The organism is Glaciecola nitratireducens FR1064 (assembly GCF_000226565.1).
In the GTDB taxonomy this organism is placed as follows: Bacteria; Pseudomonadota; Gammaproteobacteria; order Enterobacterales; family Alteromonadaceae; genus Glaciecola; species Glaciecola nitratireducens.
In genome coordinates this window covers 1,462,096-1,481,003 of record NC_016041.1, presented here as the reverse complement: position 1 = coordinate 1,481,003, position 18,908 = coordinate 1,462,096, and the positions used below count along the sequence as shown (strand labels likewise).

Here is an 18,908-nt window from a genome sequence, read left to right as displayed (position 1 = left end):
TGATAAAAAAGCACTTTTAAATACAAAACGGATATCGTTAATATAGTAAAGCTAGTGTCTCTATTTGTAGCGTGTAAAGCAAGTGGGTGAACGTATTCTACGATAGCAAATTTGGCTGAGCTACGGGTGCATCAGGATAATCTTGCAGCACTTTATCAACATACTCTTTACGTTTTTGTTCTGCTTGATCACCGAACAAAATTTGACAGGCTTCAATAATACCTGGTGTGTTGATAATCTCAGTCTTTCTTAGCACCATTTCAATTTTAGAGCGCCGACGCAAAAAGTCTTCAAGATTTGTAATCATTTCTCTTCTTGCTGCATAGTGTACTTCCGCTCTCAAGTATTCCGCGTTTCGCATTAGCTGTTCCGCTTGAGCGGGATCACGCTGAATTTCATCCAATATTTGTAGCGCATGGATGTCGTAACGACGCCATAATCTCACGGTAAGTTTTTCAGAACTATAACTTGGTGTCATATCATCTAGTCCAATCAACCCTGCTCTGTACTCAAATTCCTTTTTTATTTCATGCGATGATTCTCCGTACCATATCGCGTCTTTATGTGGCAGTGAAATACCTAAATCTTCAACTAAAGCAGCAATTTCTTCGCCTACATTAATGCAGTCAGTCAACTTGCCGCCAAAAATACTCAAATACTTGTCTTCTTTATTAACATCTATAGCATGCTTGCGAGACAACTGAACCCAGTCAGCTTCGCCACCGGAGCCTTTCACTGCTAATGGACGCACGCCCCAACGTTCAGAAATGATATCATCGCGAGTCAAAGCCTTAGGCAAGTCTAATAGTGCATTTACATTATCCAGAATAAAGTCTCGGTCTTCTTCAGTAACCGACGTGTTCGGGTTTTCGACTTGATTATCGGTAGTACCTATGCAGGTTTTTTGCCCCATGGGGATGACAAAAAACAAACGGCCGTCGGACGCAAAAAAAGCCAAGACCTTATCTACTTTCGTCAATTTATTAACAATAAGGTGTACGCCCTTCGAAAATAAATGACGATGCTCTGTCTCTTGCTCCGTTTTATCATTATATTCGTCGACCATCGGCCCACAGGCGTTAATAATTGCCTTTGATTGAATGGTAAATGTCCTGCCAGATTGTTCATCTACAGCTTCTGTATGCCAAATACCATCTATCTTTTCACTGCCATTTGCACCAACGTAATTAGTAACAACAGCGCCGTTGTCCATTGCGCTGCGCACAAAGTTGAATACAAAACGAGCATCATTATCGTGTAAAAACGCGTCTGAATATTCGAAGCCTCCTTGCGCATTTGATACATTAATAGCAGGTTCAGCTTCCTTTATTTTCTTCGAAGATAAAAAAACGGGTTTTTGCGTAAAGAACCGGCCCATCGCCCAATACAAACATGTTCCTATAAACACAAACCAAGCTGGGAAGCGGAAGCCTTTTTGTAATGTGGTTAAAAAACGAATTTCTTGCACCGTTGAGGGATAGCTGCGCATTAAGTGATTGCGACTTTTACACAACTTATTCACCAAGAAGTATTCATGATTTTCTAGATATTTGATTCCCCCCCATGCAAGATTCGACGAATTAGAAGAAGTATGGCCAGCAAAGTCATTCTTGTCGATCATCGCGACGCTTGCTCCTTTCCTCGACAAAGAAGCAGCGGAAACCGCACCGTTGATGCCTGCCCCTAATACAAGCACGTCGAAGACCTCCGCAGATAACTTCTTGATATTCGTGTCTCTCAAAATCATAAATATTTACCCTCAGCTCGCGCTAGTATTAAACCTTGCCCTGATTGCAAAATGTCGCCTCGAAGCAGCAATTTTGCTAAATACAATCGATACGTCAGTGTCTTATGGTTTACAACATTATCTATTTGCAAGGTCATCTGAAACGGCTTAGTCTTCAGCAACGGTTGCTTTAGAAATATCATACAACAAAGGCGCGACAACATGTCTACAAAATCAGGAATTCTTTCGATAGATCAGGGAACTACCTCTACTCGAGCAATAGTTTTTGCTTTGGATGGCACTAAAATAGCCAGCGCCCAAAAAGAATTTACACAGTTTTACCCCTACAACGGCTGGGTCGAACACGATCCTGAAGAAATCTGGAAAACAACGGTTGAAACATGTAAATCGGCATTACATCAAGCCCAAGAAAAAGGGGTCAGAGTTGTTGGTATCGGCATTACAAATCAACGTGAAACCACGCTAGTGTGGAATAGAGAAACAGGCAAACCGATATACAACGCAATCGTTTGGCAAGACCGCCGTACTGCTGCTTTTTGCAATAGCATAAAAGAACAAGAAGAGCTTGTTGCAAGCAAAACCGGTTTATTGTTAGACCCCTATTTCTCGGCTTCCAAAATAAAATGGTTGCTAGATGAAATAGACGGTGCGAGGGAGCTTGCCAATCAAGGCAAATTAGCTTTTGGCACTATTGATAGCTTTTTAATCTGGCGTCTTACCGGTGGTATAAGTCATGTTACAGATATGACCAATGCATCACGCACCAATCTGTATAACATTCACACTTTATGTTGGGATGAAGCGTTGCTTTCCCTCTTTGATATCCCCTCTTCAGTGCTGCCAAAAGTACTCGAAAGTGCGGATGATTTCGGCCATACGAAAGCAAGTTTATTTGGCCGTGCGATACCTATAGCTGGTGTTGCGGGCGACCAACAAGCTGCATTGTTTGGCCAGTGTTGTTTTTCACAAGGTGATTTAAAGTCTACCTACGGCACAGGGTGTTTTGCATTGCTAAATACGGGTAGCAAGGCTTTACAATCAAAGCACAAACTATTGACGACTATTGGCTACACTATAAATGGTGAGACAACTTACGCTTTAGAAGGCTCTATATTTACCGCAGGGGCTAACATTCAATGGTTAAGAGATGGTATCGGCGTTATTACCGAGGCAAAAGAGAGCCAAGCGTTAGCAGAATCGCTCGACTATGATCACGGCGTATTTTTAGTACCCGGTTTTGCTGGTTTGGGAGCACCTCAGTGGGATCCTGAGGCTCGAGCAAGCCTATATGGCATGACGAGAGACACATCGCAGGCTCATTTCGCTCGCGCTGCGCTAGAGGCTGTGTGTTATCAAACCTATGACCTGCAGCAAGCCATGGCGAGTGATGGCATCTGCTCATCTAAAGTTCTAGTTGATGGTGGTATGGTGGCAAATGACTGGTTATGCCAGTTTTTATCCGATATTTTACAAGTTGAAATAGAACGCCCCGAAAATATGGAAACAACAGCAATTGGCGCGGCCTACTTAGCAGGATTACAACTTGGTCTGTATAGGGATCTAAGCGATATTGCGTCGCATAAAAAAATTGCAAAACGTTTTACGCCGAGTATCGATAAAGACGTACGGCAAAAACTATTGACGAAATGGCAAAAAGCGGTGGATTCTACTCTCGCATTTAGTCGCGACTAGCATTAGTTAAAACTGCGGGTTGCTTAAGCAAACTATAAATAAACAGTGGACCGCCCAGCGTGGCGGTCAACATTGATACTGGCACAATCATATCGAATAACCATTCATTGATTATTGCTGTCATTATTAATAACGTAGCTCCCATTAAAGCTGACACAGGCAGCACTATCCGATTATCATGCCCCACCAACTGGCGCACAAAATGTGGTATCAGCAAGCCAATAAACGCGATACTACCGGCAATAGACACACTCACTCCCACCAACAACGCGGCTAACATCAATATTTTGCGTTCAAAGCGAACAGGATCGATACCTTTTAACTGCGCCGACGCAACGCCCAAATATAACCAGTTAAGCTTTCTCCCTTGCTTAAGCAACAAGGCCATAGAAACAATGATAATTGGCAGAGCAAACGTCAAACTCGTGTAGTTGGTATTGTGTAAACTTCCCATTAACCAAAAGCTTAAGTTTTTAATTGACTGAGGCGGAGCGTATATAAACAACCACCCTATAATCGCACCTGCAATAGTTGAAATGCCTATCCCTGCTAAAATCACAGCGCTAATCGATGCTTGAAGCTTACGAGCTAGCGCATAAATGATAAGACTACTGAGCAAAGCCCCAATAAAACAAGCAACAGGAAGCACGTAATACGACATTGATTCTACGTTGCTAGGCAAAAAAGCAACGCTTCCAGACAGTAATACGACTGCAGCCATTAAACTAGCTCCAGCACTGATGCCAATGATTCCGGGGTCAGCTAGGGGATTTCTTAATAAGATTTGCAGTGCCGCTGCGCTAATTGAAATAGCGCCACCTACCGCAATAGCCGTAAGCAAAACAGGCAACCTGATGTTGATAAAAATGTGCTGTTCAATGTCTGTAGTTAACCAAGCATAGCCATCAGCGAAGACAAATAGCGATACCACAACAAGAAATAAGATACTGGACAAAACTACGGGTTTATATAGGCTCATGCTAGCGTTTATTGATTCAAGCGTTTCAATAAGCCGTCTGATGCGTCTTCAATCAGATCGAGAACCAGTTCAAAAGCCCTTTTACCACCGTAATATGGATCTGGAACTTCATCAACGTCGGCTGTTGCGTAATCCAAAAACAATTGTATTTTAGATTGATACTCTTCTGGGCATTTGCGCCTTAGCTCCTTAACGTTCGCCTCATCCATTGCCAAAATTAAGTCAAACTCAATAAAGTCTTGTTCATTTACTTTTCTGCATTTTAAGCGAGATAAATTATAGCCTCGAGCTTTCGCAACATCTTGCGAACGTTTATCGGGTGCGGCTCCATCGTGATAACCTGCAGTACCAGCAGAATCAATTTTCAAATTGAGACCCAAACTCTTCGCCTTGTGCGTAAAAACACCCTCAGCGGTAGGCGAACGACAAATGTTACCTAAACATACAAACAGTATTGCTGGCGACGACATGGATTTCCCTTTTCGTTTGTAGATCTTAAGACCTATTTTTTAGGTCCAAGGACCTAAGTGGCAAATAAAAACACATTACGAGTTTATAACAATTCGCTCTCTTGTTAACATCAGTTTTTATATCAATTTAGTAGGATAACATTTCAAGATGCTAGATTTTGCAAAAGTACTGATGCTGAGCAGTTCAAGACAAGGTGATGAGCCATACTTGTATCATGCTAAAGCAATGATTGAAGCTCATTTAAACGGCATTGAGAAAGTGCTATTCATTCCGTTTGCGGGTGTCAGTTTAAATTGGGATGCTTACACAGCCAAGGTCCAAGAGGCGCTTCCTGAAATTACAGTAACAGGCATTCACCAGCAAGATGATGCGCAAAAAGCAGTTAACAACGCTCAAGCTATTTTGGTTGGTGGCGGAAATACGTTTAATCTGCTCAACGAGATATATCGACAAAATTTATTTGAGGCAATTCAACAACGCGTTGTTGCAGGAATGCCGTATATCGGGTGGAGCGCGGGCTCAAACCTGTGTGGTTTGAGCATTAAAACATCGAACGACATGCCAATTATTCAGCCACAAAGCTTCTCTACTTTTGGCTTTATCAATGCACAAATCAACCCTCACTATACCGATTACGTAGCGCCAGGTCACAATGGTGAAACTAGAGATCAGCGTATCGCTGAATTTTGTGCACTATATCCAGATGTTTCGGTTATCGGTATTCGCGAAGGCAGCGCGCTATTACGCAAGGACAACGAACTCGTCCTGTTAGGTGAGCAAGATGCGGTTGTTTTTACTGGTAAACAGCGTGATGTCATTCTCGCAGGTAGCAGTATTTCAGGTTATTTGTAATTACGCTAAAAGTTGACTGAGAGTCTTTTCAGCAAGTTCAATACTTTTCTGTCCATGTTTCACTTCAGCAAGAAAGGGCGCGTCGATAAGGGCATGCAGTGACGCTAGGTTCTCAGCATAACAATCCATATCTGGGTCAACCTGATTCGCAATCCAGCCGACGAGTTCACAATTATCACGTTTTATTTGCTCAAAAGTAAGCGCAGCGTGATTCAAACAGCCAAGCTTCATTCCAACAACGAGTATGACTGGCAGCTTGGCTTGGGCAACAAACTCTGATAGAAATTCAGCTTTCTGGGGCTGTTTCTGGGGTTCATCCTCATGCTCCTTCTCATTAAGCAGAGGCTTTAGTGAAGGTAAAAAAGTAGGTAGTCGCCATCCCCCAGCACCTTCGACCAAAAGAAAGTCGATATCCTCTTCTTGCAATGCAGCTAGGGTTTTAGACACCAACTGCATATCAATCCTAGTGCCCAAATTGTGAGCTGCAATATGCGGCGCTATGGGCGCTGCCAAAGCAATTGGATTAATCATGTTATATGGCAGTTTATGACTTGAAGCCCTTTGTAAATTAAGGGCATCGTCATTCCGTAAACCTTCTGCTGTTTGCTCACAGCCTGCGGCAATGGGTTTAAAACCGCTGGTTCTGAATCCTGCACGATTAATTGCTTCGAGCAATAACACGCTCACAAAAGTTTTGCCGGCATCCGTGTCCGTACCTGTAATAAAAACGCTTTGCATGGTTAATCTTGACTCTTATGAATAGATATAAATAAAACCTGATAACTTAAAGGTAAACCTTGTCCAAGTGAACTTGGTTTACTGTCACTCCCATATTGCGAACTATCAGCAAGGAGTTGTTGATACATTTTCTGATCGAGTGCACGCAACTCTTGTTTACTAATCCCAACTGATGCTGCCATCGCTGAAGTGTTCAAACCGCTATTAACATGCGTTGGATTGTTTTTCGTTGCCGCACCAATTCGCTTCAATGCTCTGAGCATATGTAGGCTGCTTTTATGCCATTCTGTAAATTGTTCAACTCGGTATTGAATGTTGAACTGCCCCGCAGTATTTGTTCTGACTTGTGCTGTTCCCAGTTGTTCCGCTGCCTCCAGCCACTGCTGCTGACTAAAAAACCGATTGACTCTGGACGCTATACCTAAACTATCCCAAGCTAGTCGCAGTTCATGAAGTGAAGAATCAAGCATAATAGCAAGCTGAGCAGAACCATTCTCCGATAGCACCCTAGCAATTTCATCAATTGCTATATTAGGCGATGTACACCACTGCAGGGCCATTGACGAGTGAATAATATCTACAGTTCCTGATTGCAGCGGCAGATTATCTGCATCACCAGTGCAATACTGAATTGCTTTATTCGCGGCAGTTGTCGTTTCAGCATGATTACGTTTCGCCATTTCCAACATGCCGAGTGAAATGTCAATTGCCAAACAGTCTTCTGACATTCCAGCCAATGATTTAGTATGAATGCCGGTCCCGCACCCCAAATCTACCGAGTAAGCAGCATCCTGCCCCGCCCTGACCTTATTCAGCAATTCAAGATTAACTTGTGCTATCTGCTTCTGCACTTGCGCATAGCGATCGTATTGACCAGAGGCCGCAGAAAAATGTTTGGCGACTGTATTTTTGCTAACATTTTGCGCCTGATCTGCTTCGCAAACACTCGTGTTTACTGTGTTAAGCGTTACTGTTGTCAGGGTATCGATTTCTGCGCAAGCCATTGCTTCAGGTGCCTCGTCTAGAGCTTCAATCATCAACTAGTACTCTCTGCTTGCATTGACGCCATACTTAAACTTAAGGCGTCCACCAAAGCCTGAATATCTTGGGTTTGGTGCAGCGCACTGAGCGTAATGCGTAATCGATCGGAGTGTTTTGGAACAGTCGGGCTTCGAATTGCATTCACCCAAATACCCAAACTCTTTAGGTGCTGGCTAATTGCTAAGGCTTTTGTAGGGTCACCAATGATAATAGGCTGAATAGGCCCATCAACAGGCAAAATAGGTAAGCCCGCAGCTATTGCTAGTCCCTTAAATTTCGAAATGTTCTGATGCAGCATTTCACGTTCAATGCCCTTTCGCATTATTTGCAAACTAGTTCTCGTCGCGCGCGCCTGTGCGGCAGGAATTGCGGTGCTGTAGACATAATGCTTGGAGAAGTTGACCAAGTACTCAATAAAGTCATTAGAACCCGCAACGAACGAACCTTGTGTTCCAATTGCTTTGCCAAACGTCCCCATTAGCACATCAACTTTGCGTTGACTTCGCGCTTTTGTTTGCAAAGACCCAAGCGAAGCATCTGCTTTAGCCGATGCAATAGGTATGGTAGTGCTCCCCATACCATTTTCACCAACGCATCCTATTGCATGAGCGTCATCCACCATAAGCCACGCGCTTGATTTCGCATCGTCGAGGGTTGCCTTTATACCTTGTATATCGCCCCTATTACCATCCATGCTGAAAATTCCCTCGGTGACAACAAGATTATCAGCGCCCTGCACTAATTTAGACTGTAAATGCTGCATATCGTTATGTCTAAATCGTGAAAATATTGGATTTTTTTGCCCATTGTTCAACTGCATCGCGCTGTCAATAAATGAGGCATGCATTAACTTGTCTGCAATCACATAACGCGCGGTGTCGTTATTGAAATTAGCTGTTTGAAAAAGGGCTTGGCATACAGCCTGGTTCGCCGCAAACCCACTAGAAAAAAGAAGTGCATTGTCAAACTGGGTGTGTTCGCAAATATCCTCCTCCAATAATCGGTGCTCGCGCGAATAGCCTGTAACAACAGAAGAAGCACTGCTGCTAGCACCATACAAACTGAGGCCTTCAGCGAAGCTTTGCAACACATCTTGGTGCTGACTCAAACCCAAATAATCGTTGCTCGAGAAATTAATATAGTGATTGCCGTCCACCTCAATAATCGCTTGGCTATTGTTGGCTACCTCTACTCGCTTTCTGAGCAACGAATCAGCGGCTCTTTGCTCAAGCGCCGCTTTGATGAAGTCAAAAGGCATTAGTTGATCGACTGCTCTGCCTGAGTTTTGGTTTTCTCGTTTGCCTTGGAGCTATCAGCGCTGGCCTGTCTCGCCTTTGCTGTTGCATCGACATATAACGATTCAGTTTGCTTTTGCGCAATCTCTTCTGTCAGTGCGGCTTCGAATGCTTCGTCGGAATAATCCTTAGTTTGCTTTGAATTAATACCTAACTTTTGAAACAGCATAACGTCCTCGTGCGTTTCTGGATTCGATGTTGTCAGCAATTTACATCCATAAAAAATACTATTTGCGCCAGCCATAAAACACATTGCTTGCATCTGTTCATTCATTGATTCGCGTCCAGCGGACAAGCGCACAAAAGACTGTGGCATCATAATGCGAGCAACTGCGATAGTGCGAATAAATTCAAATGGTTCTAAATCTTTTACCGAATCTAGCGGTGTGCCTTCCACTTTCACTAACATGTTAATCGGAACACTTTCAGGATGTTGCTCAAGGTTTGCCAATTGCACTAACAAACTAGAGCGGTCATCGCCGGTTTCGCCCATACCAACAATTCCACCAGCGCAAACGTGCATTCCCGCTTTGCGAACATTGTCGAGCGTGTCTAATCGGTCTTGATAAGTTCGGGTGGTAATAATATCACCATAAAACTCAGGTGAAGTATCCAAATTATGATTGTAATAATCGAGACCAGCCTGCTTTAACGCAAGCGCCTGATCGCGAGTTAACATGCCTAAAGTCATACAAGTCTCTAAGCCAAGCTTTTTCACTTCGCGGACCATGTCAGTCACGTAAGGCATATCACGCTCTCTTGGATTACGCCATGCAGCGCCCATGCAAAAACGGGTGGAACCGGCTTGTTTTGCTTCTTTAGCGCGCTCAATAACTTTGTTTATTTCCATTAAGCGTTCTTTCTCAAGACCTGTATCATATCGCGCACTTTGCGGACAATATTTGCAATCTTCCGGACAGGCTCCCGTTTTAATCGACAGTAACGTGCTGACCTGCACATAATTGGGATCAAAATGCGCTCTATGCACCATTTGCGCTTTAAACATTAAATCGTTAAATGGCAAGGCATATAGGGCATTGACCTCAGGAATTGTCCAATCGTGTCTAGGTTCAAATTCATTTGCTAATGCCGAAGCTGAAGTTACTGAAGTGTTCATGAAGGTCTATTTTCCTTGTGAGTCCCATCACGTTTTATCGTGCTAACAGGGTTTACTATTCTTATTATGTCCACTAGTCTATGCGCACCGACAAAGTTGTCAACTTTACTAAATCAAAAAACTGTACTACGGATTAAAAATTGAACAACACAGAATTTGACAAACGCCACATTTGGCACCCATATACATCAGCCACTCACCCTCTCCCTTGCTATGAAGTTGTTGGCGCTGAAGGCGTTGAATTAGAGCTAGCCACTGGCGAGAAGCTGGTTGATGGAATGTCATCATGGTGGGCTGCAGTACATGGCTATAATCATCCACTCCTTAATCAAGCTGCTCACAAACAAATAGACGCGTTCTCACATGTTATGTTTGGTGGCATCACTCATCAGCCCGCAATTGACTTGTGTCGCAGACTGATAGATATGACGCCAGATGGATTAAATCGTGTATTTCTAGCCGACTCGGGTTCTGTTGCGGTTGAAGTAGCGATTAAAATGGCGCTGCAGTACTGGGCTTGCCAAGGTCGTGCGCAAAAGACAAAGCTGCTTGCACCGCGTAATGGCTATCATGGCGACACTTTTGCTGCAATGTCGGTGTGCGATCCAATAAACGGCATGCACAGCTTGTTTCAAAAAAGCCTAATTGAGCATTTTTTCGCACCAGCGCCACAAACGCGATTTGATCAAACATGGAACGCCGATGATATATTGCCAATGCGAGAAATCCTCGAAAAACACCATCATGAAATCGCAGCATTGATACTCGAGCCCGTTGTGCAAGGTGCCGGCGGAATGCGTCTTTATCATCCAGAATACGTGAAAGCATGCCGACAGCTTTGTGATGAATATAACGTGCTGCTCATTTGCGATGAAATTGCGACTGGTTTTGGCAGAACGGGGAAGTTATTCGCTTGCGACCATGCTCAAATAAGTCCAGATATTTTGTGCTTGGGTAAAGCCCTGACCGGCGGCTACTTAACTATGGCGGCAACGCTATGCACCGATGAAGTTGCCGAAGGAACCTGCGTAGGTAGCCCCGGTGTGTTTATGCATGGCCCAACTTACATGGGGAATGCCTTAGCGTGCTCAGTTGCCAATGCGAGCATTGATTTAATTTTGGAAGGCGCATGGGAGCAACAAATTCCTAGTATAGAAATGCAACTGCGTGCAGAACTGACCCCACTTCTTAAGTACGAATCAGTGAGCGACATCAGGGTGCTTGGCGCCATTGGCGTTGTAGAAATGAAACAGCCTGTAGATGTCGCTGAAATTCAAAAAATATTTGTTAAACAAGGCGTCTGGATAAGACCATTTGGAAAACTCATATACATCATGCCACCTTACATCATTCAGCCTGAACAGCTAAGAAAACTGACATCGGCAATTGGTTTCGCTATTGAACGTTTATATCCCAATTAGTCTTTAACGCCGCGAAAATCAGCGGCGTTTAAACCATGTTTTTTCAATAATTTATGCATATCAGTACGGTTACGTCCTGCAAGTTCGGATGCTCTAGTGACGTTGCCGTCAGCAAGCTGCAGCAGGCGACATAAGTACTGATATTCAAACGAATCTCTTGCTTCAGTCAATGTTGGCCAGTTTTGCGACAACTCAGACAGTGCCTGTTCAACTAGACTCAGCGGTATTACCGGAGTTTGCGTAAGCGCCACGCATTGTTCAACCACATTGACTAACTGCCTAACGTTACCAGGCCAATCACTCGTGACCAACAGTTTGAGCCCATCAGGTGCAAATCGTGTTACCTTCACACCATGCCTTTCAGCACTCTGTTTAAGCAAGTAATCGGTCAGCAAGGGAATGTCTTCAAACCTTTCTTTCAATGACGGGATGCGCAAGTTAACAACGTTCAAGCGATAATAGAGATCCTCTCTGAAACGGTCTTCTTCCATCTCATGCTGTAAATCTTTATGTGTTGCTGAAATGATTCTCACGTCAATATCGATATTGGTTGCACTGCCAACTGGGCGGACGGTTCTTTCTTGTATTGCTCGCAGCAGTTTTACCTGTAATGAAGTCGGCATATCGCCTATTTCATCTAAAAACAAAGTACCGCCGTGTGCTTCACGAAAGAGGCCAGTTGAAGATTGCACTGCACCAGTAAATGCACCTTTTGTGTGACCAAATAATTCTGATTCAAGCAAGTTTTCCGGCAGTGCCCCACAGTTTATAGCCACAAAAGGTTTGTCCGCTCGATCACTCGCTTTGTGGATGGCTTTAGCTAATAACTCCTTACCCGTGCCGCTCGCTCCATTAATCAATACACTCACATTTTTGCTCGCAATACGGTGCGCTTGATGCAGTAGCTTCTTCATTTCTGGGGCGCGAGTAACGATGTCTTTGCACCAATCCCCTATTTCGCTGGTCGCGTTTTTTTGGGTCGCTCTTTTGAGCACTTTCCTCAATTCATCGTGGTCTATAGGTTTCGTTAAAAATCCAAAAACACCTTTCTGAGTGGCAGCAACAGCATCTTTTATTGTGCCATGAGCCGTCATTAGTACCACCGGCAAATTGTTGTAACGATGCAAAATTTCATCAAAGAAACTCAGGCCATCCAAACCTGGCATACGGATATCACTCAACACAACATCAAATGTATTGTTAAACATCATGCGCAAGGCCTGTGTTGCGTTTTCAGATGATGTCACATCATAGCCTTCGCCTTGCAACCGAATGGTTAACAGTCGCAGAAGGTTTTCGTCATCTTCCACCAATAACAAGCGAGGCCTATTTTTAGTTTGGTTGAGCGCGGAGATTTCAGTCTCTGCTGGGCTTGTGATCATTTATTATCACTCCTATTCTGGTTCACCATAGACGCCTCAATATCGAGCAATTGCTCAACTTGTTTGCGCTGGTTTTCTATTTCTTGATTCTTTTCTGTTAGTTGAATTTCTTGCTCAGTAATTGTCTTCTCTTGGCGACCGTTTACCTTGCTCAAAATTGTGATTGCCGATTCTAATTCCAATAGTTGCTGGCTCGGTTGAAATATCAGAATATCTAACACTTGTGTCATTGACTTGTCGCTTAAGGTTTGGATTTCTTCAATCCATTTTTGCGCACGCAAACGGTTACGATAAGGCGTGTCGTCGCCCTGACTCAACAACACTTTCTCGATGAGAGATTTTGGATCATTCGGCAAGGCATCAATCATTTCGCTTCTAGCAGGCCATGAAATAGTTGACGCTAAAATTAATGTATCCGCCCAATTGTCAAGGTCACAATATTCGGCAAAACGCGCCATGGTATCATCAGTTTCGCAATATTTTGTCGACATCAAATTAACCACTTCACTTGGTTCGCGATTTAATGGTTTTAATAATTCACAACCTGAAAGTGCAAGTACCGCTAGCAAAAAAAATAGCATTTTCATTATGCATTCTTCCTTGGTAATTTTATTCTGAAACACACTTCAGCGTAATTGACATCCACTATCGTGACACTTCCACCCAGCAATCGAGAACAGTCTGCGACAATCGATAATCCCAAACCAGCACCAACTACTCTATCGTTTCGCATAAAATCTCCGCGCTTAAAAGGTTCAAAGATATTTGTTCGTGCCTCGGCAGAGATTTCATTGCCGTGATTGGCAACATCCAGAATGACATTGTTAGTGTCAATTGCAATCGAAATGTAAATCTTAGTCTGTTGTGCGCCATGTGCCACTGCGTTTGAAATGAGATTGTCCAATATACGCCTAAACAACTCAGCATCAGTGGGGATCTCTTCTGCATCTGCCTGCACATTAACTTCCACTTCACAGCCAGATTGTTTGAGTGCCAACCCATTTTGCGTTAAACATTCTTGTATTATCTTAGCGCTTTCTACCTGTTCAATTGAGGGCTCAGCTTGCTGCAATAGGGCATTGTAATCGAGCAGTTTTTCTATTAGCAAATTCAGCCTCATCGTTGAAGCTTGAAGCAAATTAACAACTTCCTTCTGCTGAACATTTAACGATCCAACCATTTCTTCAGCAAGTAAAGCACACCCTTCTTTAAAACTCGCTAAAGGGGTTTTTAGTTCATGTGAAGCGTGCCGCAACAAGGCAGTTCTTACTTTTTCAAGCTGCTGGATACGTTGATGCAATGAAAATAAATCTTTTTCAACGGCTAATAGTTCTCGTGGTCCAGACGAAGATTTTGCTGGTAATTCATTTTGATTTTCAGCAATAGCGCCGATAATACTTTTCAATTTATCGACAGGCTTTATTATCAACTTGGTTGCGAATGTAATGAGAGTCAACGATAAAATAGTCAATACTGCGGTTGACCATGCCTGCTTTTGCTGGAGTTCAGACAAATAATCCTGCTGCATCGAAACTCGCTCATTAACCGTATCACGCACGTCATCACTAAGAGCACTGACAGCCACACGAAATGACTGCAAATGTGCATCCAGTAAAATTTTATCAGTCATCGAACTATAGTTACCAAGTTGAATGAGATGGCGATGAAGCTGCCCGCACGCATCAGACTTTTTGAGCTGTTGGCAAAAAGGCGCTAACTGTTCTTGGAACATATTCAAAGAGTCATCATTGAGCTGTTTGAGGGTTGCATTAGGTAAGATAAAATGTTGACGAAGTAACCTTTCAATATCAAGCGCCATACTCTCTAAATTTCTTATTGTCCCCGCTGTTTTTACGAAAAATTGAGTTTCTTTTACCGTATTGTCATTTAATTTGGCTAAATCGTTTTGGCTCTGCCACAGCAAAGTAAGTAAAGGAATGAGTGCAACAATGAAGCTGCCGAGGATAAGCTGTTTAAGAGAACGAATCTGCACGTGACGAAATAATTTCAAATGAATTTTTCTAAGCATTACATAGCCGAGGAATTGCATCAATAGTTGCACATTGATGACAATCAGAAATTGGCCCACTCATCCATGTATTGGGCCTAAAACAGTTGCTTAGCCAAACTAAACATTAACCTTTGCTGATTTGACTAGCCTCAAGCTCATCTAAACTGATGTAACCATCTTCATTACTATCAATTTTATTAAAATTTTCGAGTAAGGTTCTATGTCCAGTTGCTTCGCGCAGGGAAATTAAACCATCTCGGTCGTTATCTAGCGTAATCATCAAGCTTTCTTGGGCACTTGCGGCTGATGAAATCAACAAGGCCAGCACGCCTTGCACAAGCATGATAGTTAACGCAACGGTTGCTAACTTTTTAAAATCAGTCATGTATTATCCTTTGTAAGCGCTTTATCGCTTTTTCTATTTATTGGATGTCAAAGTCGGTAATACAAAATACAAGCCAACATTTTTAGTTCAATAAATTCAATAACTTACATAATTAAGTAAGCTTTTAGAGGACAAATGTGAAGCGAAAAAGAAACACTTTACTAATGAGCGAATGAGTCCATTGCAGGAACATAAGCAATATTGTTTTTTTTCAACAACTTAGAGATGACTTTAAGGTGTCGCAGATAGCAGACAAAGTAAATAAGACGATAATTCTATTTATCGTTTTATTTTTCTCAGTTGCTAATTAACGGTGGATTTATGGTGTACCTAAATGCTTAACAAAAGAGCGCATTGAGCATGCTGCTCTATTAAAGCATTGTTGTGTATATGGTAATTAAACTGATGATAGTGATTGCGGCCAAGATAAAAAGGTTCACCCCAAAACTATCGGTTTTGCGTCTATTTCGTCTCAAGCGCAAAAGCATGGAAACTAAACTTAAGCCCAAACAAACCTGCAACGTGGCCAATAAACCGTCGATATGATCTTCTGACCAATATATGCGTCCCTCAACACCCCAGAATTTCTGCACGCCGCTTATAAATTCAGGCCGCGCATAATGGAATAATATCAACGCAGCTAAGAGCGAAAACCAAGCAACGATGTTTAATATAACCATAATTCTAAAAAGCGGTTCTTTGCTTGCTGGTGTTTGTCGACGATCAGTGAACCCCTTCGGTTCGGCTCCACCTTCCCTTCCAGCCTGATTTTTTTTACGAATATCCTGCATAATCCAATTTGCCTACTGTTATCCGTCGCATAGTTAAGTATACTTAACGGCTATATCGAGAACTAAATGAGAAGTCTCTAATATCGCGTGATTTGCGCACAACTTCGCTTACTCTGACACTTGTGTTTTTTTTATACAAGTTTTACAGCAATGTCGAAAACGAAACGCAAGTATAAACGAATTAGCGAAATCTAGTCATACCCCATGGAGAATTATATGACATATGCACCAGTCGCCGACGTTTTGGCTGGCAAATATGGTGTCAACGACACTGTGACAATTAAAGGTTGGGTAAGAACCCGTCGAGATTCTAAAGCCGGTCTTTCTTTTATCAACGTGCACGACGGCAGTTGCTTTGACCCTATTCAGGTGATTGCGCTAAATACCCTCGAAAATTATGATGAGATTACTCGCTTGACCACCAGTTGTTCGGTGTCAGTTACAGGCACTGTAAAACAGTCAGAAGGTCAGGGTCAAAGCATTGAAATTAATGCACAGTCAGTTGAAGTAATTGGTTGGGTAGAAAACCCTGATACCTACCCTATGGCAGCTAAACGTCATAGCATGGAATATTTAAGAGAGCAGGCACACTTGCGTCCTCGCACTAATATTATTGGCGCGGTAACGCGTGTAAGAAACTGTTTGTCACAAGCTGTACATCGCTTTTTTCATGAGCAAGGTTACTTTTGGATCAGTACACCAATTCTTACTGCGGCTGACACTGAAGGTGCTGGTGAAATGTTCCGTGTATCGACGCTTGATATGATGAACATTCCACGTGATGAGCATGGTAACGTTGATTACAAAGAAGACTTCTTCGGTAAAGAAACTTTTTTAACGGTATCAGGCCAATTGAATGTTGAAACTTACTGCGCTGCAATGTCAAAAGTGTATACCTTTGGTCCAACATTCAGAGCTGAAAACTCGAATACCAGTCGTCACCTTGCTGAATTTTGGATGATAGAACCTGAAGTCGCTTTCGCTGATTTATCAACTGTTGCCCAACTGGCCGAAGACTTATTGAAGTATGTGTTTAAAGCGGTGTTGGAAGAACGTCCCGATGACATGGCTTTCTTCGCACAGCGCGTAAACAAAGACGCCATCACGCGCTTGGAAAATGTAGTGAACTCAGAATTTGTGCGCATGGATTATACTGATGCTATTGAAGTGCTTAAGAACAGTGGCAAAACGTTTGAATTTCCTGTGGAATGGGGTGTCGACTTGTCTTCTGAACATGAACGCTATTTAGCTGAAGAACATGTTGGTGCACCGATTATCATGCAGAACTATCCAAAAGATATTAAAGCATTTTACATGCGCATTAACGATGACAACAAAACCGTTGCCGCGATGGATGTACTGGCACCTGGTATTGGTGAAATTATCGGTGGCTCACAGCGTGAAGAACGCCTCGATGTATTTGACCGCCGCCTTGCAGAAATGGGCTTGGATCAGGAAGATTACTCGTGGTACCGTGATTTGCGACGCTTTGGTACAGTGCCACACGCAGGCTTTGGCCTAGGTTTTGAGCGCTTAGTTGCCTACGTCACCGGCATGCAAAATGTCCGCGATGTTATCCCATTCCCAAGAACACCTGGCAATGCACAATACTAATTAGCTTCTAAATAACAAAAAGGCTTAATATGCACTGTATATTAAGCCTTTTTTAGATCAAGGGTCCAGGTTTCTTGAAAATCAAAATCAATCTAAACCTGACAACATCACAAATCGTTACATTTAGCACATAAAATAGTCACATTTTTGCGTTAGACTAGGCGGCAAATAGAACACTATCAATCCACATAATTTAGGGTCGTTTTTTAAATGAAAAGCACTTGGTTCAAATTTTCAATTTTCCTTATCGTGATAGCAGTCGGATTCGCAATCCAAATGGGTATCGAAGCCTCAGAAAAAGAACCTGAAAATAAAGACGAGGTTGACGTTAGACCCTCGGTTAGTTTTGAATTACTCAATGCCATAGATCACCCCGTTTTAATTTCAAGCTTTGGTGAAGTTAAACCATTAGAAATGACCGTTCTGTCGGCTCAAGTATCTGGCGAAGTTATTAGTTGGCATCCAAACTTTGTGGCCGGCGGTTTAGTTAAACGCGGTGATATTCTATTCAGAATAGAAAAAGACGCTTATGAGGCCGCCCTACTTCAGGCTGAGGCAGAAATTTCATTAGCCGAAGCAACGCTGATTGAAGAACAGGCGCGCCAAAAAGTCGCAATGAATGAATCCAGAAACTTACCCGCAACTCAGGTAAGCGACCTTTATCTGCGAAAGCCACAAGTGTTGAGTGCGCAAGCACAGTTAAAATCGGCACAAGCCAAATATCGCATAGCTCAGCGTGATTTAGAGAACTGTGACGTCAAAGCACCTTACGACGCCTTAGTTATCTCTCGTGACATTGGCACTGGTCAATTCGTTAGTATGGGCACAAAAGTGGCTGAAATTAACAATATTGAAGCCGCTGAAATCATTTTCCCAGTAGCAGGTTTCGATAGTAAGTTTTTACCCTCCTCCATTAATGATAATCCAGCCACTATCACCACGAAAGAACTGGTTAGCGTAAGCAGAGACGCCTATCTACAGCGCGACTTGGGTGTAGTCAACCAAGTCACCAGAATGAATCATTTGGTTGTTCGGGTCGACGACCCATACAGTTTGAATACCAAACTCCCCAGTCTAAAATTTGGCACCTATGTTGAAGTTAGCTTTGCTGGTAAGGAATTGAAAAATGTATTCAAGGTGCCACAAACACTGGTCAACAATCGAAAAGTCTGGCTTTTAGATGAAAACCAACAGTTGCAATCACACGCCGTTGAGGTAATACGTGAAGAAGGCTCCTTTTTCTACATTTCAAGTGGTTTGAAGGAGAATGACAAGCTAGTCATGACGCTTCCCGAATACCCGCAAAATGGCATGGCAGTAAAAGTCATTGGTAAAGCAAACAATCCACTTGCCTCAGCGACAAACTAGGAAT

The 18,908-nt window shown here is 42.9% G+C and carries 17 protein-coding genes; 5 read left to right on the top strand and 12 right to left on the bottom strand.

Annotated features, from left to right (window positions below):
* Positions 1–97 precede the first annotated feature (97 nt).
* Positions 98–1,747, bottom strand: coding sequence for a glycerol-3-phosphate dehydrogenase/oxidase (locus tag GNIT_RS06460; RefSeq protein ID WP_014108358.1), 1,650 nt, complete (start codon positions 1,745–1,747; stop codon positions 98–100).
* A gap of 201 nt (positions 1,748–1,948) precedes the next feature.
* Between GNIT_RS06460 and glpK the strand changes: the two genes are divergently transcribed.
* Positions 1,949–3,439: a glycerol kinase GlpK gene (glpK, locus tag GNIT_RS06450; protein ID WP_014108356.1), complete on the top strand. Its 1,491-nt coding sequence runs from the start codon at positions 1,949–1,951 to the stop codon at positions 3,437–3,439.
* Here glpK and GNIT_RS06445 read toward each other — a convergent pair.
* The gene (locus GNIT_RS06445; RefSeq protein WP_014108355.1) at positions 3,426–4,418 is read right to left on the bottom strand and encodes a FecCD family ABC transporter permease; all 993 of its coding nucleotides are present in this window, start codon (positions 4,416–4,418) and stop codon (positions 3,426–3,428) included. The genes glpK and GNIT_RS06445 overlap by 14 nt on opposite strands.
* 8 nt (positions 4,419–4,426) lie before the next feature.
* Positions 4,427–4,888: a low molecular weight protein-tyrosine-phosphatase gene (locus GNIT_RS06440; RefSeq protein WP_014108354.1), complete on the bottom strand. Its 462-nt coding sequence runs from the start codon at positions 4,886–4,888 to the stop codon at positions 4,427–4,429.
* A gap of 148 nt (positions 4,889–5,036) precedes the next feature.
* Between GNIT_RS06440 and pepE the strand changes: the two genes are divergently transcribed.
* Positions 5,037–5,741 (top strand): dipeptidase PepE, encoded by a 705-nt coding sequence (gene pepE / locus GNIT_RS06435; RefSeq protein WP_014108353.1) that lies wholly within the window; start codon positions 5,037–5,039, stop codon positions 5,739–5,741.
* Here the strand turns inward: pepE and bioD are convergent, their stop codons facing one another.
* The 4 genes from bioD to bioB are packed head-to-tail and all read right to left on the bottom strand — an operon-like array spanning position 5,742 to position 9,932.
* Entirely contained in the window at positions 5,742–6,479 is a 738-nt protein-coding gene (bioD, locus tag GNIT_RS06430) for a dethiobiotin synthase (RefSeq protein WP_014108352.1), read from the bottom strand. It lies immediately after the preceding gene.
* A gap of 2 nt (positions 6,480–6,481) precedes the next feature.
* Positions 6,482–7,516 carry a methyltransferase domain-containing protein gene (locus GNIT_RS06425; protein ID WP_014108351.1) on the bottom strand — a complete coding sequence of 345 codons (1,035 nt, stop codon included), beginning with the start codon at positions 7,514–7,516 and terminating at the stop codon, positions 6,482–6,484.
* Positions 7,516–8,778 (bottom strand): aminotransferase class I/II-fold pyridoxal phosphate-dependent enzyme, encoded by a 1,263-nt coding sequence (locus GNIT_RS06420; RefSeq protein WP_014108350.1) that lies wholly within the window; start codon positions 8,776–8,778, stop codon positions 7,516–7,518. Before GNIT_RS06420 ends, GNIT_RS06425 begins: the two co-directional genes overlap by 1 nt.
* On the bottom strand, positions 8,778–9,932 hold the full coding sequence (bioB, locus tag GNIT_RS06415; protein WP_014108349.1) for a biotin synthase BioB: 1,155 nt from the start codon (positions 9,930–9,932) through the stop codon (positions 8,778–8,780). Before bioB ends, GNIT_RS06420 begins: the two co-directional genes overlap by 1 nt.
* A gap of 140 nt (positions 9,933–10,072) precedes the next feature.
* On the opposite strand from bioB, the gene bioA reads away from it, so the two are divergent.
* Complete coding sequence (gene bioA / locus GNIT_RS06410; protein WP_014108348.1) at positions 10,073–11,353, top strand: adenosylmethionine--8-amino-7-oxononanoate transaminase; 1,281 nt, start codon at positions 10,073–10,075, stop codon at positions 11,351–11,353.
* On the opposite strand, the gene GNIT_RS06405 is transcribed toward bioA, so the two are convergent.
* The 5 genes from GNIT_RS06405 to GNIT_RS06385 all read right to left on the bottom strand — a co-directional run bounded on the left by GNIT_RS06405 (position 11,350) and on the right by GNIT_RS06385 (position 15,922).
* On the bottom strand, positions 11,350–12,735 hold the full coding sequence (locus GNIT_RS06405; RefSeq protein WP_014108347.1) for a sigma 54-interacting transcriptional regulator: 1,386 nt from the start codon (positions 12,733–12,735) through the stop codon (positions 11,350–11,352). The genes bioA and GNIT_RS06405 overlap by 4 nt on opposite strands.
* Positions 12,732–13,322: a hypothetical protein gene (locus tag GNIT_RS06400; RefSeq protein ID WP_014108346.1), complete on the bottom strand. Its 591-nt coding sequence runs from the start codon at positions 13,320–13,322 to the stop codon at positions 12,732–12,734. Before GNIT_RS06400 ends, GNIT_RS06405 begins: the two co-directional genes overlap by 4 nt.
* Positions 13,322–14,746 (bottom strand): sensor histidine kinase, encoded by a 1,425-nt coding sequence (locus GNIT_RS06395; protein WP_238526949.1) that lies wholly within the window; start codon positions 14,744–14,746, stop codon positions 13,322–13,324. The genes GNIT_RS06400 and GNIT_RS06395 overlap by 1 nt, the downstream gene beginning before the upstream one ends.
* A gap of 124 nt (positions 14,747–14,870) precedes the next feature.
* Positions 14,871–15,131, bottom strand: a complete 261-nt coding sequence (locus GNIT_RS06390; RefSeq protein ID WP_014108344.1) for an EF-hand domain-containing protein — start codon at positions 15,129–15,131, stop codon at positions 14,871–14,873.
* A gap of 371 nt (positions 15,132–15,502) precedes the next feature.
* Entirely contained in the window at positions 15,503–15,922 is a 420-nt protein-coding gene (locus tag GNIT_RS06385; protein ID WP_014108343.1) for a hypothetical protein, read from the bottom strand.
* Positions 15,923–16,138: 216 nt separating this feature from the next.
* On the opposite strand from GNIT_RS06385, the gene asnS reads away from it, so the two are divergent.
* Positions 16,139–17,536: an asparagine--tRNA ligase gene (asnS, locus tag GNIT_RS06380; protein WP_014108342.1), complete on the top strand. Its 1,398-nt coding sequence runs from the start codon at positions 16,139–16,141 to the stop codon at positions 17,534–17,536.
* A 210-nt stretch (positions 17,537–17,746) separates the two neighbouring features.
* Positions 17,747–18,904 (top strand): efflux RND transporter periplasmic adaptor subunit, encoded by a 1,158-nt coding sequence (locus GNIT_RS06375; protein WP_041246323.1) that lies wholly within the window; start codon positions 17,747–17,749, stop codon positions 18,902–18,904.
* Positions 18,905–18,908: the final 4 nt, after the last annotated feature.